This window comes from Microbacterium sp. M4A5_1d (genome assembly GCF_053345465.1).
The window spans coordinates 503,646-525,177 of record NZ_JBKFAD010000003.1; the positions used below are offsets into that span (position 1 = coordinate 503,646).

General features: G+C 67.5%; 17 protein-coding genes. 10 read left to right on the forward strand and 7 right to left on the reverse strand.

Annotated elements, in window-relative coordinates; translation table 11 throughout:
• Positions 1-18: 18 nt before the first annotated feature.
• The 4 genes from ACLBWJ_RS14310 to ACLBWJ_RS14325 are packed head-to-tail and all read left to right on the forward strand — an operon-like array spanning position 19 to position 5,719.
• Entirely contained in the window at positions 19-1,467 is a 1,449-nt protein-coding gene (locus tag ACLBWJ_RS14310) for an O-antigen ligase family protein (RefSeq protein WP_114588529.1), read from the forward strand.
• A complete protein-coding gene (locus ACLBWJ_RS14315; protein ID WP_447660587.1) occupies positions 1,464-2,810 on the forward strand; it encodes an O-antigen ligase family protein in 1,347 nt (448 codons plus the stop codon). The genes ACLBWJ_RS14310 and ACLBWJ_RS14315 overlap by 4 nt, the downstream gene beginning before the upstream one ends.
• Before the next feature lie 10 nt (positions 2,811-2,820).
• Positions 2,821-3,792: a glycosyltransferase gene (locus tag ACLBWJ_RS14320; protein WP_274178874.1), complete on the forward strand. Its 972-nt coding sequence runs from the start codon at positions 2,821-2,823 to the stop codon at positions 3,790-3,792.
• Positions 3,793-3,805: 13 nt separating this feature from the next.
• Positions 3,806-5,719, forward strand: a complete 1,914-nt coding sequence (locus ACLBWJ_RS14325; protein ID WP_447660588.1) for a glycosyltransferase — start codon at positions 3,806-3,808, stop codon at positions 5,717-5,719.
• Positions 5,720-5,722: 3 nt separating this feature from the next.
• On the opposite strand, the gene ACLBWJ_RS14330 is transcribed toward ACLBWJ_RS14325, so the two are convergent.
• The 7 genes from ACLBWJ_RS14330 to glf all read right to left on the reverse strand — a co-directional run bounded on the left by ACLBWJ_RS14330 (position 5,723) and on the right by glf (position 13,775).
• Positions 5,723-6,466, reverse strand: a complete 744-nt coding sequence (locus ACLBWJ_RS14330) for an ABC transporter ATP-binding protein (RefSeq protein WP_447660589.1) — start codon at positions 6,464-6,466, stop codon at positions 5,723-5,725.
• A complete protein-coding gene (locus ACLBWJ_RS14335; protein ID WP_447660590.1) occupies positions 6,466-7,257 on the reverse strand; it encodes an ABC transporter permease in 792 nt (263 codons plus the stop codon). The genes ACLBWJ_RS14330 and ACLBWJ_RS14335 overlap by 1 nt, the downstream gene beginning before the upstream one ends.
• 31 nt (positions 7,258-7,288) lie before the next feature.
• Positions 7,289-8,335 (reverse strand): glycosyltransferase domain-containing protein, encoded by a 1,047-nt coding sequence (locus ACLBWJ_RS14340; RefSeq protein WP_447660591.1) that lies wholly within the window; start codon positions 8,333-8,335, stop codon positions 7,289-7,291.
• 41 nt (positions 8,336-8,376) lie between these two features.
• Positions 8,377-9,606, reverse strand: a complete 1,230-nt coding sequence (locus ACLBWJ_RS14345; RefSeq protein WP_447660592.1) for an ABC transporter ATP-binding protein — start codon at positions 9,604-9,606, stop codon at positions 8,377-8,379.
• Positions 9,606-10,511, reverse strand: coding sequence for an ABC transporter permease (locus ACLBWJ_RS14350; protein WP_447660593.1), 906 nt, complete (start codon positions 10,509-10,511; stop codon positions 9,606-9,608). Before ACLBWJ_RS14350 ends, ACLBWJ_RS14345 begins: the two co-directional genes overlap by 1 nt.
• 82 nt (positions 10,512-10,593) lie before the next feature.
• Positions 10,594-12,621 (reverse strand): acyltransferase family protein, encoded by a 2,028-nt coding sequence (locus ACLBWJ_RS14355; protein WP_447660594.1) that lies wholly within the window; start codon positions 12,619-12,621, stop codon positions 10,594-10,596.
• A 17-nt stretch (positions 12,622-12,638) separates the two neighbouring features.
• Positions 12,639-13,775 carry a UDP-galactopyranose mutase gene (glf, locus tag ACLBWJ_RS14360; protein ID WP_447660595.1) on the reverse strand — a complete coding sequence of 379 codons (1,137 nt, stop codon included), beginning with the start codon at positions 13,773-13,775 and terminating at the stop codon, positions 12,639-12,641.
• A gap of 168 nt (positions 13,776-13,943) precedes the next feature.
• On the opposite strand from glf, the gene ACLBWJ_RS14365 reads away from it, so the two are divergent.
• The 6 genes from ACLBWJ_RS14365 to ACLBWJ_RS14390 are packed head-to-tail and all read left to right on the forward strand — an operon-like array spanning position 13,944 to position 21,522.
• Positions 13,944-15,860 carry a DUF6541 family protein gene (locus tag ACLBWJ_RS14365; RefSeq protein WP_447660596.1) on the forward strand — a complete coding sequence of 639 codons (1,917 nt, stop codon included), beginning with the start codon at positions 13,944-13,946 and terminating at the stop codon, positions 15,858-15,860.
• Between the two features lie 2 nt (positions 15,861-15,862).
• On the forward strand, positions 15,863-17,059 hold the full coding sequence (locus ACLBWJ_RS14370; RefSeq protein WP_447660597.1) for a glycosyltransferase family 4 protein: 1,197 nt from the start codon (positions 15,863-15,865) through the stop codon (positions 17,057-17,059).
• Complete coding sequence (locus ACLBWJ_RS14375; protein ID WP_269267845.1) at positions 17,056-18,255, forward strand: glycosyltransferase family 2 protein; 1,200 nt, start codon at positions 17,056-17,058, stop codon at positions 18,253-18,255. Before ACLBWJ_RS14370 ends, ACLBWJ_RS14375 begins: the two co-directional genes overlap by 4 nt.
• A gap of 6 nt (positions 18,256-18,261) precedes the next feature.
• Positions 18,262-19,395, forward strand: coding sequence for a glycosyltransferase family 4 protein (locus ACLBWJ_RS14380; protein ID WP_447660598.1), 1,134 nt, complete (start codon positions 18,262-18,264; stop codon positions 19,393-19,395).
• The gene (locus tag ACLBWJ_RS14385; RefSeq protein ID WP_274178887.1) at positions 19,388-20,626 is read left to right on the forward strand and encodes a lipopolysaccharide biosynthesis protein; all 1,239 of its coding nucleotides are present in this window, start codon (positions 19,388-19,390) and stop codon (positions 20,624-20,626) included. The genes ACLBWJ_RS14380 and ACLBWJ_RS14385 overlap by 8 nt, the downstream gene beginning before the upstream one ends.
• The gene (locus tag ACLBWJ_RS14390; RefSeq protein WP_447660599.1) at positions 20,623-21,522 is read left to right on the forward strand and encodes a glycosyltransferase family 2 protein; all 900 of its coding nucleotides are present in this window, start codon (positions 20,623-20,625) and stop codon (positions 21,520-21,522) included. Before ACLBWJ_RS14385 ends, ACLBWJ_RS14390 begins: the two co-directional genes overlap by 4 nt.
• Positions 21,523-21,532: the final 10 nt, after the last annotated feature.

The window sequence follows — 21,532 nt, forward strand, 5'->3', positions numbered from 1 at the left end:
GGCTAATCTGAGAGCATCATGGCCAGTCATACGCGCGGGGAATCCGGAACGGATGCGGCGACGACCTCATCGCCGCGGCGCCTCCCGCTCCGGCTCGTGCGAGCCTGGTGCACCCTGATCATCGCCTCGTCGATGGCGGGCACGGCCTGGCTCATGGCGATCGGGGTCGGCGGCTCGGCCGTCGTGGTCGCCGTCACGACCACCGTGTCAGCGGCGATCTGGCTGATTCAGCGACCCCGCCGCCGCTGGCGCCGACTGCCGTGGTTCGCCCTGGCCTACGTCGGGTGGGCGGTGCTCTCGCTGCTGTGGACGGAATGGCCGCGCGCGACCGCCATGACGCTGGCGCTGCTGCTCGCGACCACCGCGCAGGCCATCTTCGTCGCGTCCGTCCTCACGGGACGTCAGATCATCGAGGCGATCGCCGCGGCGGTGAAGTGGATGCTGGCGCTCTCCCTGGCCTTCGAGCTGTGGGTCTCGCTCATCTGGCGCGGGCCGATCCTCCCGGGCTTCGTCCGCCCGGGGCCCGATTTCACGGGCGACCCGATCATGTTCTGGTCTCGCGACAAGCTCTTCACGGATGACCGCATCCAGGGGATCTTCGGCAACGCGAACTCGCTCGCCTACATCGCGCTGCTCGGACTCGTCGTCTTCGGGTTGCAGATCAACACCCGCGCCGGCCGCCGGGGCCCGCTGGTGGTGTGGACGCTGCTGGCGGCCTTCTGCTTCTGGCGCGGCTCGTCGGCCACTGCCGCGATGTGCGCGATCGCCATCGCGATCGTCATCGTGGTCGTCCTGCTCATGCGACGCGCGCGCACAGCGCGCACCCGCCGCATCCTCTACATCGTCTTCACCGTCACGGGCGTCGCCCTCATCACGACCCTGTGGCTCGTCCGCGAAGCTCTGTTCGAGATGCTCGGACGCTCCTCCGACCTCAGCGGTCGGAAGGAGATCTGGGCGACGGTGGGCGAGCGATTCGCCGAGAGCCCGATCATCGGCTGGGGCTACTCGGTGCCGTGGGTGCCCACGGATCCCTTCTTCGACGGCTGGATCGTCGACCGCGGCGTCACGGTGATGCAAGCGCACAGCACCTGGTTCGACGTCGCCATGCAGCTCGGGGTGGTGGGCGTGGTGCTGTTCGCCGTCGCCCTCGGCGCCTTCACCTGGCGCGCATGGTTCCTGGCGCTCGGCCGCATCCCCCGCCCCGGCGCCCAGCGGGAACCGCGGTCGCGCCTCCTGCTGATCCCCGCGCTCGTGGCGACGATCCTTCTCGTCCAGAGCATCACCGAGTCGTCGCCTCTGCTGAACTGGGGATGGTTCCTGCTCGTGATGCTCGCCTTCGCCATCAAGCAGGCCCCCGCCTCCGTTCGCGGCACACCCGTCCGGCGTCGCTCGACACTCGCTGCCGCGTGGCCCCTCGAGGGCGGTGCTCCGATCGAGCGCGGCACGCCCGTCGAAGGCGTGGCGTGACGACTCCGCCCGGACTGTCCGCCTCCTGGGTCGTCCGCACCCTCGACTCCGCGGCGTTCGCGCAGGCGTTCGCACACACGGCGATCGCCGCGGTGTTCGCTCAGCACCTCGTCGACCGCACCGCGGGCCGGGTCACCTGGTTCACCGTGATCGCGGGGTTGTGCGCGGTCGGCGCGGCCGTGCTGCTGGTCCGCCGTCGCGAGTTCACCCTCGTGCGCCTCATCCCGTCGACCCTCGTGCTGTTCCTCGGCTGGGCCCTCGCGAGTGTCACGTGGACGACGGACACCTCCGGGACCGTCAGCGGCTGGCTCGCCCTCGCGGCGATCGCGTTCCTCGCCGTCGTCATCGCGAACACGCGCGACACCCTGCAGACGGTCCGCGCGCTGGCCGACGTCTTCCGGGTGCTGCTGATGCTGTCGCTCCTGCTCGAGCTGCTCTCGGGTGTGTTCTTCGACATGCCGTTCACCTTCCTCGGCATCGAAGGGGACATCGCCGCTCTCGGCCCGGTTCAGGGCATCTTCGGCACCCGCAACTCCCTCGGCTTCATCGCGGTCCTGGCACTGATCACGTTCTACATCGAGTGGCGCACGGTGTCGGTGCGGACCGGTGTCTCGCTGTTCTCGGCCGTGCTGGCCGCGCTCCTCGCCGCCCTCTCCGACTCCCCCACCGTCCTCGTCCTCGCCGTCGCCACGGCCGTCGCGACGGCGGCCCTCGGCCTCGTGCGACGCACCCGACACGCACTCCGACGCACCGTACAGTCCGTGCTCGGTGCCACCGTGATCGTCAGCGCGATGGTCGGCTATCTGCTGCGCGAGCGCATCATCGCGTGGATCGGAGCCGGGACGGACTTCTCGATCCGGGCCGAGCTGTGGGACCAGGTCGCCTCGTTCGTCCGCGTTGAGCCGGTGCGCGGATGGGGCTGGTTCGGGCCATGGTCGCGCACCGACTTCCCTTTCAACGCGATCAACTTCGCGCTCGGGGACCGCCACAACTCGGCGCTGAACGCGTACGTCGACGTCGTGCTCCAGCTCGGGTGGGTCGGTCTCCTCATCTTCATCACCTTCGCCGGACTGGCACTGGGACGCGCGTGGCTCGTCGCGAGCGAACGCCGGTCGATCCTCTACGCCTGGACTCCCCTCATCCTCGTGACGGTCCTCGTCGACGCCCTGTTCGAGAGCTTCCCGCTGCACGGGTACGGCTGGCTGATGCTCGTCCTCTGCGCGCTGCGAGCCGGGCAGTCGAAGTCGTGGCGCGAGAACATCCGCGACGGCGCGCGGCCGGGATCGCCCGCCCCCGCGCTGCCCGACGACACCTCGACGGGAACGCACGGCATCGCACGGTAGGATCGGGCCGGTGAGCGCGCAGGTTTTCGACCCGACATCGGCGACCATCGCCGTCGTCACTTTCAACCGCTCCGCGCTTCTGTCGCGGCTGCTCGAGAGCGTCGTCCGGATGGACCCGAAGCCCGGGCGCGTGGTGATCATCGACAACGCCTCGACAGACGACACGACCGCGGTCGTCGAGTCGTTCCGGGATCGACTGGGCACAGAGCTCGTGTACCGGCGCCTCGAGACGAACACCGGCGGATCCGGCGGATTCAGCGAAGGCGTGCGCGTGGCCTATGAGTTGGGGTCCGAGTGGATCTGGCTCATGGACGACGACGTCGAGGTGCTGCCCGACGGGCTCGCCAAGATGGGACGCTGGGCGCCGCGGTTCCGCAGCATCCAGGGTCGCCGGTACGACTACGACGGCAGCGAGTTCTACTGGCAGTACCGCATCGCCGAACGCATGGGCATCCCCATCCCCTTCGCGCCCGCCGGTTTCGGCGAGTCCGGGTACAAGGAGATGAACTCCGGCTGCTTCGAGGGCATGTTCATCCACCGCGACATCGTCGCCCGCATCGGACTGCCCGACCCGCGCTTCTTCATCTACTGGGACGACCAGCTCTACGGCTGGCTCGCCTCGCGAATCACGACGTCGGTCATCGTCGACGAATTCGTCCTGCGCCGCACGCGTGAGATCCGCCAGTGGGACATGGGCATCCGCCACATGAACGCCTCGAGCGACGCCTACCGGTACTACATCATGCGCAACCGGGCGCACATCAAGCAGTACTACCGGACGAAGGGCGTCTACAACCCGGTGCTGTTCGGCCTCGGGACGACGCTGACTTTCGGCAAGGAGCTCATCCGGCTCTTCCTCGTCGAGCGCACCGTGCGAGGCACCTCGAATCTCTTCCGCGGCCTCCGCGACGGCCGGCGTATCGCCCGTGACCGCACGTGGCAGCCGATGCAGCCGCTGGTTGATCAGCCGGCCCGTCCCTGACGAAAGACAGACCATGCCTCACCTGCTGCAGCGCGCCGTCCTCCCGCTCGAGCACGACCCCGACCTCCTCCCGCTCTACGTCGATCCCGAGACGTGGACCGAGATCGACGAGGAGCCCGTGCGCGTGTCGTCGCGGGCTCAGCTGTCGAACATCCTCGGCCGCTCGGAGGCGCGCATCGTGGGCGGGCGGCGGGTGTCGTTCGGCACCTACTTCAACGCCTTCCCGGCCTCGTACTGGCAGCACTGGACCCCGGTCCGCGACGTGACCCTCACGGTGCGAACCGAGGGCCCGGCCACCGTCCTCGTCTACCGCTCCAACGGCGGCGGCACCCGCCAGCGACTGGAGACTCGCGAGGTCAACGGCCAGGCGACGAGCACGTTCGACCTCAGCCTCAATCAGTACAGCGACGGCGGATGGATCTGGTTCGACATCGCAGCCGACCGCGAGGACGCCCGGTTCCTGGGCGCGGAATGGACGACCGAGCAGGAGCCGGCCCGCTCGGGCAAGGCCTCGCTCGGCATCACGACCTACAACAAGCCCGACTACTGCGTCGCGACCCTCCGCGCCCTCGATGCGGCGCCCGACGTGCTCGAACTGGTCGATCGCATCTTCCTTATCGACCAGGGAACGGACCGCGTCGACGCTCAGCACGACTTCTCCGACGTCGCCGACAGTCTCGGCGACACGCTTCAGATCATCACGCAGCCAAACCTCGGCGGCTCGGGCGGCTTTGCTCGCGCAATGCACGAGACCCTGCAGCGGCCGGACAGCGACTTCGTCCAGCTGCTCGACGACGACGTCCGCATCGAGCCCGAGTCGCTCCGCCGGTCGATCGTTTTCGGCCGGTACGCGACGACGCCGACGATCGTCGGCGCCCACATGTTCGACCTGCTCGATCGCCCGAAGCTCCACGCCTGGGCCGAGGTCGTCGATGACGAGCCGTTCATGTGGCGCACGCTGCAGCAGGAGAAGATGCCGCACGACTTCTCCGTGGCGAACCTGCGCCAGTCACCCGAGCTGCACATGCGGCTCGACGCCGACTACAACGGCTGGTGGATGTGCCTCATCCCGGTCGAGATCATCCGCCAGGTCGGGCTGTCTCTGCCCGCCTTCATCAAGTGGGACGATGCCGAGTACTGCCTGCGAGCCCGCGACGCCGGGTTCCCGACCGTCTCGATGCCCGGGGTCGCGCTCTGGCACGTGTCGTGGGTCGGCAAGGACGACTCGATCGACTGGCAGGCCTACTTCCACGCGCGCAACCGGATCGTCGCGGCACTGCTGCACTCGAACAGCCCGCGGGGCGGGACGCTCCTGCGACACAGCCGCCGGCTCGACCTCAAGCACCTCATGATGATGCAGTACTACCCCGTCGAGCTGCGTCATCGCGCACTGCGCGACATCCTTTCGGGGCCCGAGCACATGGCGGCGGGGATCGCGACGGCCATGCCCGCCGCGCGGGCTCTCCAGAAAGAGTTCCCCGAGACGGTCATCCATCGGGACACCGGCGTCCCGCTCCGCTCGCGCAAGGGCCGCCAGGTCTTCAAGCGTCTGCCCCGCCACACATTCGACAGCCCGACGGGCCTCAAGCTGCGCTGGTTCACGCTGTCCACTCTCGCGTCGCATTGGCTGCACGCCCCTCGCCCTGAGAACGTCGCTCAGCCCGAGGTGGAGTTCGGCAAGGGCGACGCGCAGTGGTGGCGTCTTCCCCGCTATGACAGCGCCCTGGTGAGCGCGGCCGACGGGTCGGGCAAGAACATCTACACCCGCGACCGGGCGGCCTTCCGGCGGATGCTGCGCGAGAGCCTGCGACTGCACGCGCAGCTCGAGCGCGACTGGCCGAAGCTGTCACGGCGCTACCGTCGCGCGATGGAGCAGCTGACGTCCCCCGAGTCGTGGAAGCGCATCTTCGACCCGGCCGAGCGCTGAGCCTCAGGCTCCGCCGTTGTGGTCCTGGTTGTACCGGTCGAGCACGTCGCCGATCGGACCATCGAGGACCAGTGAGCCCTTGTCGAGGTAGAGACCCCGCGTGCAGAAGCGACGCAGGTCCTTCTCGTTGTGGCTGACGAAGAACAGCGTCCGCCCCTCGGCGAGCAGCTCATCGATGCGCTTGTAGCACTTCGCGCGGAACGCACGGTCGCCGACGGCGAGCACCTCGTCGACGAGCAGGATCGGCTCGTCGAGTTGCGACACCACCGAGAACGCGAGGCGGACCTTCATGCCGTTCGACAGGTGCTTGTAGGGCGTGTCGACGAAGTCGGAGATTTCCGCGAAGTCGATGATGTCGTCGAAACGGCGGTTGACCTCGGCCTTCGACATCCCGTGCAGGCCTGCTGTGAGGCGCACGTTCTCGCGCACGGTGAGGTCTCCCACGAATCCGCCCGTGATCTCGATGAGCGGTGCAACGCCGCCGTGCACCTCCACACGACCCTCATCCGGCAGCAGGACGCCGGCGACGAGCTTGAGGAGCGTCGACTTGCCCTGCCCGTTGCGCCCGACGACGCCGATCGACTCGCCCGGTTCAACCAAGAACGAGACGCCCCGGAGGGCCCAGAACTCGCCCGGGCGACTGCGACGGGAGGCACCGCCGAACAGGTCCTTCAGATTGCGTCTGCCGCGTCGATTGCGGCGGAATCGGACGCCGAGGTCGCGTACCTCGATCGCGAGTCCGGACATCACAGCTCCTTCAGCACCGGGCGCTCGAGACGTGAGAAGACGAGAAGACCGAGGCCGAAGACCAGGATGCTGGTGACGGCCCCGACGATCACCGACAGCGTGTCCCACTGGTCGGGGAAGAAGCCGACGCGGTAGAGCGTGAAGATGCCGGCCAGCGGGTTCAATGCGCCTATCTCCTTGAAAACGCCCGGGAGGTCGGCGACGCCGTAGATGATCGGCGACGCGTAGAAGAGGGCACGCAGAACGAGCCGCGTGGTGCGCTCCAGATCGCCCCAGAGGACGCAGAGCGGGGCGACGATGAGCCCGAGCCCGAGCAGCAGGATCACCTGCAGCAGGACGGCCACCGGGAAGAGCAGGAGCGCCACGTTGACCGTGGCACCTCCGAAGATCGCGAACATCGCGAGCACCGGGAGTGAGAAGAGGAACTCGATGCCCTTGCTCAAGACGATGCGTCCCACCCAGATCGAGCGAGGGATGGAAGTCGACCGCACCAGCCGCGCGTCCTTATTGAAGGCGCGCGTGAAATCGGTGACCGCCGAGTTGAACCACACCCAGGGCAGCAGCGCGGTGATGAGGAAGACGATGTACGGGTTCTCACCGACGTCCCGATGGAAGACCTGCGTGAAGACGAACCAGTAGATCCCGCTCATCACGAGCGGGTCGAGCACTGACCACAGGTAGCCGAGCGCACTCGTGGAGTACCGCACCCGCAGGTCGCGCGCCGACAGCAGCCACAGAGAGTGGAGGTAGCGCCGCGGCGATCCGGGGGCGCCGACGACGGCGGGACTCACCCGACGAGTTTACGTGCTGACGGGTCGGGACTCATCGCCGGTACCGAAGTGGCACAAGGCGGCGTAATAGCCGCCCAGGCGTTCCCTGGCGCTCTTCGAGTTCACGCACCCGCTCCGACGCGAGGACCGCCTCTCGCGTCTTATTGTCCAGTCGCAGCTCGATCCGCGCGCGTTCCTGGGTCCCTTGTTCGATCTGCAGCTTGAGGTCCTCGATCTGCAGGTTGAGCTCTTCGATCTGACCCGCCGCACGGTCGAGACCTTCTCCGCCGGCTTCGATCAGACGGGACTCGAGCTCGGCGATACGGCGCACCGCGCGACGCAGGTCCGCAGCGAGCGGTCCGGCAGGAAGCGCAGGCGCCTTGCCCTGCTGCACGCGACGTCCTTCTATGATCGGCCACTGATGGAACCGGGAATCGAAATTGTCGATAGCAACACCGCGATAGTCGATGTCACCGTCGAGGGCGACCATGACCGACAGCTGGTCCCGGCGCGAGTATCGCAGGACGTGGTCGGCCCAGACGCGCATGGCAGCGGCGACTCGCTCGTTGCGCCGACGTATGAGGAGCGCTGTCCAGTGGGGTCGCGCATCGAGAACGTCGGGAAGGGTCCTGGCATAATCCGAAAGCTGCTCGTAAACCCGAGCGCGATCGTCGTAGTTGAGGCGGATCACTTCGTCGAACTCGTCGATGAGGTTGTCGCGATAGCTGTGCGTCGGCAGCGCCATGTCGGCATCGTCTGGGAGCCACGCCGCAACGAGTTCCTCCGGCGTCACCTTTAGACGGACGGACGCGTCGATGTAGAGGCTCACGTCATATTCGAGGTCGTTCCCGGGACCGAGGATCTTGTGCAGACGCGCGCTTCGGACCGGATCGGCCGCGAACGCCGGCTGCACGACACGAATCTCCCACGTGTCGCTCGTCAGGTCGGGATCGTCGGTGAAACAGACGAACCGAGCCTGGCTGTCCGAGGCCACCGGCTGATCGAGGAGTGAGTCGTAGCGGCCGAACAGTGAGGTGAAGACGACGAGGCTCGACGTATGGAACGCTGGCTCCGTCTGCGGAGTGCTAGGTGAGGTCACACGTTCACCGTAGCTGAGCCTTCCTTGTTCCCTCGGGTGACTCAGGATACCGAGATATCAGCCTGAGCAAGCACTGTACCCGTTTGCCTGAACTCCAACGGCACGAAGAATGTCGCGCCCTGCCACATCACGTCGACAGGGGAACCGGCGCCATCAGCAACCTCCGCGTTGACGAAGTACTGTCCGCCAGCGAACGCGGGCGAGCGTAGCCGATACGACACGACGCATTCACCTGGTCCAGTCGGCATGTGCGGTGCTTCGTTGCGCCTCGTGCCCGTTCCGAACACCTGTTGCCCCTGCGGGGTGTCGACGCTCACGCTGGTATGCCAGCGGTCAACGGCGACCGTGTGCTGGAGTCTGACGTTGATCAGGAGGTCATCACCCCGAGGCGCCTCACGCACCGGGCGGCCCTCAGAGTCGGTCACCGTTACCTCGAGGATACGAGACGACGCCGGCGCGTCGCCTTCTGCATTACCCTCGTCGTCCTCGGCCGCGCTCTTGCGCTTGCCTTCCAGCACTTCACGGTGGATCTTCGTGGCCTCAGCTGCGGTACCAGCGAACACGAGCTCGCCGTTGTGGAGGACGACGCCGCGATCGCACACCTCCATGACCTGCGAGGCCGAATGCGACACGAGGATGATGGTGCGGCCCTCGTCCTGGAACTGCCGGATCTTGTCCATGCACTTGCGCTGAAACGCTTCGTCCCCGACCGCAAGCACTTCGTCGACGAGGAGGAGGTCAGGATCGGTATGGATAGCCACCGCGAAAGCCAGACGTACGTACATGCCGGACGAGTAGAACTTCACCTGCGTATCGATGAAATCGCCGATCTCAGCGAATGCGACGATGCTGTCGAACTGCGCATCGGTCTCCGCCCGTGAGAGTCCGAGGATCGATGCGTTGAGATAGACATTGTCCCGCCCGGAGAGATCGGGGTGGAAGCCGGCGCCGAGCTCGAGGAGGGCAGCCATCCGCCCGCGTCGCTGTACCGAACCGGATGAGGGGTCGATGATGCCGCCGATGATCTTCAGCAGCGTGCTCTTTCCGGACCCGTTGGGGCCCATGAGACCGATCGACGTACCGGCGGGGATGGAGAACGACACATTCTTCAGAGAGTCGAACTTCTCGCGGTGCACGCGGCCCTGACGCCCGAAGGTCACCACGCGTTCCTTCAACGAGTTGTCCCGACGGATTACGAAGTGCTTGGAGACGTCATCCACGACGACGATCTCGGGATGACCCGTGCCGGGTTCGATGTCAACGACGTCCATTACAGCTCCTGTGCGAAGTTGCCCTGCAGACGCGCGAACACGCGCTGACACAGCCAGAGAAGGATGAGACCGACAACGAATGCGACGAGCATCCGCAGCGCGAGATGAGGTGGATAGTCCGCCGGGGTCCCGGACACCCAGAACGCCCGGTGGAAGCCGAGGACGGCCAGGGTGAGCGGACTGTTCGTGTAGACCTCGAGCAGCCATCCGGGGAACCGGAACTGCTGGAACACGGAATTGACCATGGTCCACGCGTACACGATCGGAGAGGCCCACATGGCGAGCATGAGCACGACCTGAGTGAGGTACTGCACGTCGCGCAGGTACACGTTCAAGGCCGACAACAGCAGACCGATCGCGAGCCCGTAGACGATGATGAGTGCTACCGCGGGCAGGAAGTACACGATGCCGCCGGAGATCGGCGGCGCACCCAGGATCAGGCAGGCGGCGATCAGAACGAGCAGCTGCACGCAGAACGTGAACATCGCCGAGCCCGCGCTCGCGAGCGGGAAGATCTCGCGCGGCACATACACCTTCTTCACCAGCCCGGAATTGGCGACGATCGATCCGGTCGACCCGGAGAGCATCTCCGAGAAGAACGCGTAGACCGTTAGGCCCGAGAAGATGTAGATCGCGAAGTCGGGGATGCCGCGAGCCGCGCCGAGAAACTGGCCCATGACGACGTAGTAGACCGTGAGCTGGACGATCGGGTTGATGAGAACCCAGAGCAGGCCCAGCACGCTGTCCTTATAACGCGCCTTGATGTCGCGGCGGACGAGGAGACCGAGGAGTTGCCGGTGCGCAACGACCGCGCGTGCCGAGGACCAGAAGCCCGAGCTGGCCGCGATCGGGGCCAGCGGCAGCGAAGATAGTCGCGCGTAGCGTGTATCAGCGGTTTCAGTCACGAGGGTTGTTCCATTCTGTACGCCAGGCACACCGGGAAAGAATACAGCCGCGCTTCTGTGAACCACCCGCGGAGGGACGGACTCACCAGCCCTCCCCCAGCTGGGTCTCCAGCACCGGCGCGAGGGTCCGCGCATAGGAGCTGGAGAGGTGGTTGTCATCTCGATACACGGCGACATTGCCGACGACGGCGGGACAAACGTCATCCGGGCAGATCCACTCCGTCAGGTCGACATGCGTGATGCTCTCGCGCTGCAGGATGCGCGCCGGATTGGCGACCGCCAGCGAGCTACCGCGCGGCATGGAGCACCCCTCCGGGTCGTCAGATTCGATGACGCACCCGAACATGTCGTAACCGAACCGCGGGTTGTCGCGCACCGCGATGATCGGGACATCGGCTGCGTCCATCCGGTCGATGAAGCGCTCGATGCCCGGCCGGAGGCGCTCGTCCTCGTCGCTCGCATCAGCGGCGGTGACGATGGTCATGACCGCCGACGGTTTGATCGCCTCCACGTGGCGGATCGCCGCTTCGCGCCACTGCGGGCAGAACTCGGGATCGAAGCCGGGGTCATCGAGGCCCATGGCGCAGCCACCACGCACGAGAGTGATGACGCCCCAGCCGCGCTGCTCCGCGATCGGCACGAGCGCCGCGGTCATCTGCTGCGCGTGCGAGTCGCCGATCACCGCGATCAGCTCGCTCGCTCGCTGAGTGCCCGGCATCTCGAAGCAGGAGCCGTGCAGGATGTCGTCGGTGATTGCGCGCACCCCGCTGCACTCCAGTTCGAGCTGCACCCATTCGTCCTCGATCGCCGTCGCTAGCGGGATCATCGGCAGCTCCGGGTCAGGTTCGGAGACCTCATCGTCGAAGAGCACGTGCGCCCCGGGGTTCGCGCTCAGCTGCTGCTCCGCGATCCGCTGCTCTCGGTACGCGGTCAAACCCTGCCATGTGCCGACGGGGACCAGGACGACCAAAGCGGCGACCGCGACGACCGCGACGGAGGGCATGACGCCGCGTTCCGAGCGTCGCCACTGTCGTACGGGGTGATCCACCGCGAACGTCAGCAATCGCGCGCCTACCAGGGAAGCCAAGACGATCGCCACGCCACCCAACGCTCCGACCTCCGTGCGCTCGCGCACGACGAGCCACGTGACGAGGATCGGCCAGTGCACGAGGTAGAGGCCGTAAGCGTCGCGACCGGCGAGTCGAAGCGGTCGCGACGCGAGGAATCGGGCGGGGCCGCGCCCCGCGTCACCGGTTCCCGAGATCACGATCATCGCGGCGCAGACGACGGGCCAGAGGGCGAGGTACCCGGGGAACCCACCCTCGACGTCGAGCAGCACGCCGCAGGCGAGGAGTCCACCAATACCAACCCACCCGAGGACGGCGCTCACCGTAGGCCCGGGCCGCAGGTACGGGAGCGCGACGACCAGCAACGATCCCGCAGCGAACTCCCACAGGCGAGCGCCCGTGTCGAAGTACGCCAGCTGCTGAGCGGCATCCGTACGCACGACGGAGTATCCCAACGAGATCACGAAGACCGCGCCGAAGACCACTGCGACGACCGCGTCCGGAGACCGCCGGAAGCGCCGCATGACCAGGAGGCAGAGGGCGAAGAGCACCGCCCAGAGCACGAATGCCTGACCCTGCACGGAGAGCGACCAGAAGTGCTGGAGCGGGCTGGGTGCCTCGCCACGGTTGTAGTAGTCCACCGCGTCTGCGGCCAGGACCCAGTTCTGGACGTAGAGCAGGGACGCCCACGTCTGCTCCCAGAGCGACCGCCACATCGTGGCGGGATAGAGCACGCGTGCCAGCAGAAGGACGAACAGGAGCGTCACGGCAGCAGCGGGAAGGAGCCGCCGGAACGTCCCGACGAGCCTGCGCGCGATGTCCGGTGACGCGCCGGTATGGATGCGGTGCAGGAACGTCCGCGTGAGGAAGAAGGCGGACAGCATCAGGAAGACGTCGACCCCGCCCGAAACGCGCCCGAGCCACACGTGGTAGGTCACGACCAGCACGATGGCGACGGCGCGGAGGCCGTCGATGTCGGCGCGGTATCCCCAGCGATCCGCGTCCGCGGCGGGGCTGGGCGCGTCGCGCAGACGGGTCGTCAACGAACCCCTCGACGACCTCACGCGAGGTGGTTGTTCCACATCGACAGCGCAGAGCCGATGGCCATGTGCATGTCGAGGTACTGGTAGGTGCCCAGGCGTCCGCCGAAGTGCACCTCCTGCTCACCCTTCGCGAGATCGCGGTACGCCAGCAGTCCGGCGCGATCGTCGGCGGTGTTCACGGGGTAGTACGGCTCATCGGCCCGGGTCGCGAAGCGGGAGTACTCCCGCACGACGACGGTCTTGTCGGTCGGATAGCGGTCGGCACGCTCCGGGTGGAAGTGCTTGAACTCGTGGATGCGGGTGTACGGCGCATCGGCGTCGGCGTAGTTCATGACGCTCGTGCCCTGGAAGTCCGGAATGTCGAGGACCTCCTGCTCGAAATCGAGCGTGCGCCACGACAGCTCGCCCTCGGTGTAGTCGAAGTACCGGTCGACGGGACCGGTGTAGACGATCGGCACCTGGCCGACGGTCGCCTTCTTGTTCAGCAGCTGCGACTCGTCGAAGAAGTCGGTGCTCAGCTTCACCTCGATGTTCGGGTGGTCGGCCATGCGCTCGAGCCAGGCTGTGTAGCCGTCGACCGGGAGGCCTTCCCAGGTGTCGTTGAAGTAGCGGTTGTCGTAGGTGTAGCGGACCGGCAGCCGCGAGATGATCTCGGCCGGCAGCTCCTTCGGGTCGGTCTGCCACTGCTTCGCGGTGTAGTCCCGGATGAACGCCTCGTACAGCGGACGGCCGATCAGACCGATGGCGCGCTCCTCGAGGTTGTTCGCCTGCTTCGGGTCGAACTCGCCCGCGAGCTCCTGGATCAGGTCACGGGCCTCACCGGGCGTGTACGCCGCCTGGAAGAACTGGTTGATCGTGCCGAGGTTGATCGGCAGGGGGTACACGACACCCTTGTGGGTCGTGTAGACGCGGTGAACGTAGTTCGTGAACTGCGTGAAGCGGTTGACGTACTCCCACACCGTCGCGTTCGAGGTGTGGAACAGGTGAGCGCCGTACTTGTGCACCTCGATGCCGGTGGTCGGCTCGTTCTCGGTGTAGGCGTTGCCGCCGATGTGGTGGCGGCGGTCGATGACCGTCACCTTGCGACCGGATGCCGCGGCACGCTCGGCGATGGTGAGGCCGAAGAAGCCGGAGCCGACGATGAGGAGGTCCATGGGGCGAACGCTTTCGTTTCGGGGCAAGCGAATGGGCGCCCCCGGGGGCGGGGCGTCATCGATCCTACGCGACGCATTCCGCGGGCCTGAGGAAAGCGTGGGAAAGCCCGTTGAAGGCGTCGGCTACGATGGCATGTCGAATTGTCGCAGTGACGGAGTCGGGATCGAATGGACAGCTGGATCAGCATATTTCCGTCGATCCTCGTCGCCGCGCTCCTCCTGATCGTCCCGGGCGGCATCGTGATGGCGGCCGGCTGGGGCGTGCGCAACCCTTCGCGCTGGCTCCTCGCTCCGGCTGTCTCGGTCACGATTGCCGCCGTCGCCGCGACGGTCGCCCCGCTCGTCGGTCTGCGCTGGGGTCTGATCCCCCTCGCGATCGTCACCGTCGTCGTCGCGGCCATCGGTCTCGTGCTGCGCCGTTTCGCGGGAAGCGACGACGCGCCCTCGTCCCGGGGCACGCTGCTCACCGCAGCCGGCGCACTGGCGGCGGCGGCCGCGGGACTCGGCATCCTGTTCGCACGCGCCTTCGGCGGCCCGGAGAACATCGCCCAGCGGTTCGACAACATCGTGCATCTCAACGCCATCGCCCTCGCCGTGAAGAACGGCAGTGCGTCGCCGTTCCAGATCGGCGCCACCTCGGACATCGGCGGCTACCCCAACGCATGGCATGCCATCACGACGCTCGTGGTCGAGCTCAACGGCGTCACCGTTCCGGAGGGCATCAACGCCGCGAACCTCGGGTTTGTCGCAATCCTGTGGCCCGCCTCGATCATGGCCCTCGTCGGCGCGATGTTCCACCGTCGCCGAGCCGCCTACGTCACCGCCGCGGCCTTGTCGACAGGCTTCGGCGCGTTCCCCGCACTCTTCCTCAACTGGGGCGTCCTGTACCCCAATCTCGTCGGTTACGCCATGGCGCCCGCCGGGCTCGCCGCCGTGGTCCTCGCGCTCGGCGAGCGCAAGACCGCTGGGGTCGTTCGGGCGGTGCTCCTCGTGGCTCTCCTCGCCGGTGGCGTCTTTCTCGGACACCCGAACGCCTTCCTGGCCCTCCTCGCCTTCTCCGCCGCGACGGTCCTGAGCACCCTCCTGGCACGCGCGATCACGGCACGGTCACGGCGCGGGTGGTGGACGCTCGCGGCAAGCACGGTGGGCTTCGCGCTGGTCTGCGTCGCGACGTGGTCGGTCTTCCGCACCTCTGCTGAGCACTCGGGATGGAAGCCCTGGCAGAACCTCGCGCAGGCGTTCGGTGAGGCAGCGCTGGCCTCACCTCGGGGATACACGCCGACCATCGTGATCGCCGTTCTCCTCGTGACCGGAGCGGTCGTGGCGGCGCGACGGCCGATGTCGCTCCCTCTGCTCGCGCCCTTCGCGGTGGCCGTGCTGTTGTTCGCCGTCGCCTCGGGTCTGCGCATCGACCACCCGCTCCGCGAGTTCCTCACCAATCCCTGGTACAACGACTCGAACCGTCTCGCGGCTCTGCTGCCGATGGCCGCCATCCCGGTCGCCGTCCTCGGCGCACTCGGGATCTACGACGCGGGGCGCCGAGCCCTCGCGCGGCTCTCCGCGCCGAGCTGGGCACGCGTCCTCGCCCTCGTCGTCGCGGTGATCGCGGTTTTCTCGGTGGCCGTCGGCCCCAACACCCGCATCGCGCTCTCGCAGGTTCGTGAGGCCTACGCCTACACAGACGACTCCGTCCTTCTCACCTCGGACGAACGAGCTCTGCTCGATCGGGTCCCGGAGGAGACCAGCGAGGACGCGCTCATCATCGGAAGCCCGCGGACGGGCGCGTCGCTCGCGCTCGCACTGTCCGATCGCGAAGTGACCCAGCGGCACATCTTCGGATCTCCCTCCCCCGAACTCGTCTACCTCAACTCGCACCTGCGGAACATCGACACCGACCCGGCCGTCTGCTCAACGATCGACGACCTCGGAATCGACTATGTCCTGGACTTCGGACGTCAGGACGTCATGGACCAGTCGCAGGCCGTGATCTACGACGGCATCCAGGACCTCGCACCGGGTCGTCACCTTGTGCTCGTGGATTCGGAAGGTCCCGAAGCACGCCTGTTCCGCATCGAAGGCTGCTGATCGTGGCGTCGCGTCGTCGTCTCGCGGTCGCCTACGACTGCCTCTTCCCCTTCACCACCGGTGGCGGGGAGCGGCAATACCGCGCCTTCGCGGACGAGCTGGCGACCCTCGGGGACGAGGTCGACTACCTCACGTCGCGGCAGTGGGAAGATGATGCAGAGCTGCCCGAAGCTTTCACCGTTGTTCCTATCACCGGCCGCCTCTCTCTGTATTCCGGCGATGGGGTCCGACGCATCCCTGCGGCACTGCGATTCGCCGCCGGCCTGTTCGTGGCCCTCGTGCGTCGGCGTCGTCGATACAGCGCGGTCATCGTGAGCGGACTGCCGATCTTCAACGTGTTCGCCGCCCGCCTCGCTCTGCTCGGATCGCGCACCCGCCTGGTCGTCGACTACCTCGAGGTCTGGCCGCGGCACCAATGGCTCGAATACTCCGGCACGGTCACCGGCACCATCGCCTGGGTGCTGCAGCGTGCCGCCATTGCGATCACCCCGCTCGCGACCTGCCACTCGCGACTCAGCGCAACACGGCTACGAAACGAAGGAGTGCGATCGGCTCCGATCATCAGCCCAGGACTCATCGACGCCACGGTGGAAGCGGGCCCGGTCACCCCGGCATCCGAGCCGCCGTACGTCCTCTACGTGGGACGCCACATCCCCGACAAGCGGGTCGAAACGCTCCCCGCTGCCGTGGCCGCGGCACGCCGGCAGATTCCCGGCCTGCGCCTCGTCGTGCTCGGGCGCGGACCGAGCGGCGACGCCGTGCGCGCCGCAGTAGCGGAGTCCGGTGGCGAGGAGTGGACCGAGTTCCCTGGATTCGTCGACGAGGAGCGACTCGCCCAGCTGATGCACGGGGCCCTCTGCGTCATCAATCCGTCTCGCCGCGAGGGCTACGGCCTCGTGGTGGTCGAGGCGAACGCGCACGGCACGCCCGTCGTCCTCGTCGCCGACCCCGGCAATGCCGCCACCGAGCTGGTCGAGACGGGAATCAACGGCACCGTCGCCGAATCGGCGTCGGCTGACGACCTGGCGGCCGCGATCAGCGCCGTCGCCGACGGCGGCGACGCTCTTCGTCGCACCGCGCGCGCCTGGTACGACTCCGCCATCGAGACCCGCACAATCCGCCGTACCGTCGAGGGAATCCTCGAAGCCCTCGAACCACCGCGGCGCATCGCCCGGAACACGAAAGAAGACACTCTGTGACTGCTGCATCCCCGTCCACCGAGGTCGAACTGACGATTCTCATGCCGTGCCTCAACGAGGCCGAGACGCTCGAAGTCTGCATCCGCAAGGCGCAGGGTTTCCTCGCCCGCACCGGAATCTCAGGTGAAGTCCTCATCTCCGACAACGGCAGCACGGACGGCTCGCAGGAGATCGCGCTCCGCCTGGGCGCACGCGTAGCCGCGGCCAGCCGCCGCGGCTACGGCGCTGCACTGATCAACGGCATCGACAACGCCCGCGGCCGCTACATCATCATGGGCGACGCCGATGACAGCTACGACTTCGAGAACCTCGAGCCCTTCGTCGAGCGCCTGCGAGCGGGCGCCGACCTCGTGATGGGGAATCGATTCGCCGGCGGCATCGCCCCCGGTGCCATGCCGCCGCTGCACAAGTACCTGGGCAACCCGGTGCTGTCGACCATCGGTCAGCTCTTCTTCCGCCCCAACGTCCGCGACTTCCACTGCGGTCTTCGCGGATTCAACCGCGATCGGATCCGCGCGCTCGACCTGCAGACCACCGGTATGGAATTCGCCTCCGAGATGGTGGTGAAGTCCTCTCTCGCGAAGTACCGGATCGAGGAAGTCCCCACCACGCTGAAGAAGGACGGTCGGTCGCGCCCACCGCACCTGCGCAGCTGGCACGACGGCTGGCGCCACCTGCGTTTCCTCCTCCTGTTCGCACCGCGCTGGCTCTTCGTCTACCCGGGCCTCGTGGCGTTCTTCCTCGGTGCCATCGCGGTCGCGGTGCTCGCCTTCGGCGGCGTGGAGATCGGCGGGATCGGCTTCGACGTCACGACGATGGTCTACGCGAGCGCGCTGTGCGTCACGGGCTTCCAAGCCCTTCTATTCTTCTGGTTGACGAAGCTGTACGCGACGCAGGAGGGCTTCCTGCCGACCAGCGAACGGTATCGGCGCATCGTCGCGAAATGGTCCGCCGAGCGCGGCCTCCTCGCGGGCGTCGCGCTGTTCCTCCTCGGCATCGTCATCGGGATCGTGCAGGTCAGCGTGTGGGGAAGCGCGGACTTCGGTCAGCAGGATGCCGCGCAGGCGGTCCGGATCGCCGTGCCTAGCGCGCTCACCATCATCCTCGGGTTCCAGACCATCATGATGAGCTTCTTCTCCGGCGTGCTCACCACCCCGCGCCGAGAGCAGAAACCCGAAGCCGTCATCGAAAGCTGATCGCGGATGCGTATCCTCGTCGACCTTCTGGGGTACACCGGCGGCCGAGGCGGCACTGAGACGTACGTCCGGGAGCTTCTCCCGCGGCTCGCCGGCGTCATGCCCGACGTCGAGTTCGTGGCCCTGACCGGCCGATCCGGGGCGGCGGCAGTCGCACGCTTCTTCCCCGGGCGGGTTGATACGATCCGGTGGGTCGGCGCGGACCGGGCCACGTGGGCTCTCGGTGAGATCCTCGCCGTCGGTCGACGGGCTCGCCGCGCCCGCGCCGAGCTTGTCTGGTCGCCCGCGAACTTCGGACCGCTTTCGCGCGGCGCCGTCCCGCGCGTCGTCTCGATCCACGACGTGATCTATCACGAGGTGCCCGGAACAGGAATCGCGCGCCTCCCCCGATCCATCACCGCGTGGCTGATGGATCGGGCAGCAAAAACCGCGGACCGTGTCCTGACCGTCTCGGATGCGGCAGCCGCCGCCATCTCGCATCACCTCGGGCTCGCCGCCGACCGGATCACCGTCGTCCACAACGGGACCGCGCCCTCACGGCGCATCGCCGACCCCGAGCCGGCGTTGCGTTTCCTCGGTCTCGACACCGAACGTCCGCTCCTCCTCAGTGCAGGCAACCGTATGCCGCACAAGAACTTTGCGGGGCTGCTCGCCGCCATAGCGACGATCGAGCCGGGCCTACGCCCCCGAACGGTCGTGGTCGGCGGCGGCGATCACGACCCCCTCGCTGAAACCGTCGCCGCGCTCGGTCTCGAGTCCGACGTCGTGCTCCCAGGCTGGGTGAGCGACGAGCAGCTCGGAGCGCTTTACGCTGCGGCGACGGTCTATGCCTGTCCATCACTAACCGAGGGTTTCGGTCTGCCCGTCGTGGATGCTCTCGGCGCTGGCTGCCTGGTCGTCGCCAACGATGTGCCCGTCCTGCGGGAAGTCGGGGGCGAGCACGCGTTCTACGCCGACGCTCGGAGCCCGCAGCAGTTCGGCCGAGAGATCTCGCGCGTGCTCGAGCTCGAGGCCGGGGAGCGAGAGGAACGCCGCACCGCCGGACGCGCTTGGGCGGAGCGCTTCACCTGGGATGCGTCGGCGCTCGGCGTGGCCGACGTGCTGCGCGCTACCGCCGGAGCGAGGCACCCGCGTGGCTGAGATCAGCTCGCTGCGGGCGCGCCTCTTCGGCTTCACGCTCATTCCGGCGATCGCCGCTGTGTCACCCCTCGTCGTACTGCCGGCGGTGTCTCGCTCCGCAGGCGACGACGGCTGGGCCAGCGCCATCGCCGGCGAATCGGTGGGCACGTTCGCGGCGATCGCCGTCGCCTACGGCTGGACCACCGTCGGCCCCGCGCTCATCGCCGGCACCATTGACTCGGTCAGACGGGGACGCCTGTATCGGGACGCCGTGGTGGTGCGACTGGCCATGTCCCTGGTGGCGCTGCCGCTGCTCGTCATCCTGTGTGCCGCGGTGGCGGCGCCGGGTCACGCTCTGCTCGCGTCGCTCATGGGGCTGCAAGGCGCCTTGATCGGGCTGTCCTTCACGTGGTTCGCGGTCGGCGTCGGCGACCCACGCTCGATCCTGTTCTACGACGCGATCCCGCGCCTGCTGGTCGCCGTAGCGGCGATGCTCGCGATCGTCAACGGCGTGCCGGTCGAGGTGTACCCGATCGTCGGTATCCTCGTCACGCTGATCGGTACAACGGCGTACACCCTGCGACTCCTCCGGCGGTACCCGTCGCCTTGGCCGCCGTTGCGCGAGATACCGGGACTGTTCCGCCTGGGAGCGCCCGTCGCCCTGAACGACGGGGCGCTCGGCGCATATTCCTCGGTGCCGATGCCGCTCGTCAACACGATCTCGTCGGGGTCGTCCGCCGCCGGATTCGCGTCAGCCGACAAGCTCGCCAAACTCGGGCAGTTCCTTCCTCTGACGCTCGCCAACGCCCTGCAGTCCTGGACAGCGGAGGTATCCGGCTTCGAGCGAGGCAAACGACTGCGCGTCGCGCTGCTGATGCACGGCGGCTTCGGGGCTCTCGGCGCCATCGTGCTGGGCTTGGCCGGACCTCCCGTTACCGCCCTGATCTTCGGCGGACGCGCCGGCGCCGCGATGGGCGTCTGTTTCGCGTTGGGGATCGGGTTCGCCATGTACTCGCTCCGCACCTCCATGACGCGCCACGTCCTTTTTCCAGCCGGAGCTCAGAAGAGCGTCATGTGGGCGACGGTCACTGCAACGATCGTGGGCGTGCCGGCCATGCTCGTCGGCGCGTGGCTCGTGGGCCCCCTCGGGGTGGCGGTCGGGTTCGCCGTGACGGAGTCCCTGTCGACCGCGCTCCTGGCGCGACGGACGCGTCGTTGCTTCATCGCTCTGGTCGAAGGCGGCGAGGAATGAAAGATCCTCGGCTCCTCCTCGTAGTCTCCACGCTCGGCCGGATCGAATCGCTCGAGCGGCTACTCGAGAGCGTCGCCGGGCAGCTGGCGACAGGCGATCGGCTGGTCATCGTGGCGCAGCGTCGAGTCGATGATGTCGCCGCCCTCGCGTCGCGCTGGCGGGCGCGATCATCGGGCGACATGCGTGTCGTGACTTCGCCGCTCGGGGCATCCTTGGGTCGCAATACCGGCGTCTGGGAGGGCGCGGACGACATCGATGATGCCTTGGTCATGTTCCCGAACGACACCACGACGTTTCCGGCTGGGAGCGTCATCGCGATTCGTCGGGCGCTCGCGAGCTCCACCGCGGGGGCCGTTCATGTCAAAACTCCCTCGGGCGCACGATTCGATCTGCCGCCCGTGGGCACGCCGCTGGACAACCGCAACGTCTGGTCCGTCATCGAGATGGGGCTCGTGATCCGGCTGCCCGTCTTCCGCGATCTGCGCGGCTTCGACGAGAGCATCGGCACCGGTGCTGCGACGCCCTGGCAGGCAGGCGAAGTAACGGACCTGTTGATGCGGCTGCGAGCTCGACGCCCGGACATCGACACCACATTCGGCTGGGTGCACGACGACGAGGCCGAGGTCGGGGGCATCGACGAGACCGCCGGATTGACACGGGCCGAGAGCCGCCGCAAGCTGCGTGCCTATGGGCGCGGTGTCGGGTATGTGTACCGCTGCCACCCGTTTCCGGCGTGGCAGCGATGGGCATTCGTTCTGGCCGGCCTCGCGATCGGTGTGCGCCGCGCCAATGACTACCGGATCGCAGACGGATGGACGGCATTCGCCGGCCGATGGGAGGGCGTTCGCGGCCGCGTCCGACGCGGGGCGGCGGACCGCCGGGCCGTCTCACGCTGACCCGGCGACG

Coding starts and splice junctions, on each gene's coding strand:
- ACLBWJ_RS14345 (WP_447660592.1), bottom strand. CDS start 9,606: ATGGACGTCGTTGACATCGAACCCGGCACGGGTCATCCCGAGATCGTC.
- ACLBWJ_RS14380 (WP_447660598.1), top strand. CDS start 18,262: ATGCGTATCCTCGTCGACCTTCTGGGGTACACCGGCGGCCGAGGCGGC.
- ACLBWJ_RS14365 (WP_447660596.1), top strand. CDS start 13,944: ATGGACAGCTGGATCAGCATATTTCCGTCGATCCTCGTCGCCGCGCTC.
- ACLBWJ_RS14310 (WP_114588529.1), top strand. CDS start 19: ATGGCCAGTCATACGCGCGGGGAATCCGGAACGGATGCGGCGACGACC.
- ACLBWJ_RS14325 (WP_447660588.1), top strand. CDS start 3,806: ATGCCTCACCTGCTGCAGCGCGCCGTCCTCCCGCTCGAGCACGACCCC.
- ACLBWJ_RS14330 (WP_447660589.1), bottom strand. CDS start 6,466: ATGTCCGGACTCGCGATCGAGGTACGCGACCTCGGCGTCCGATTCCGC.
- glf (WP_447660595.1), bottom strand. CDS start 13,775: ATGGACCTCCTCATCGTCGGCTCCGGCTTCTTCGGCCTCACCATCGCC.
- ACLBWJ_RS14390 (WP_447660599.1), top strand. CDS start 20,623: ATGAAAGATCCTCGGCTCCTCCTCGTAGTCTCCACGCTCGGCCGGATC.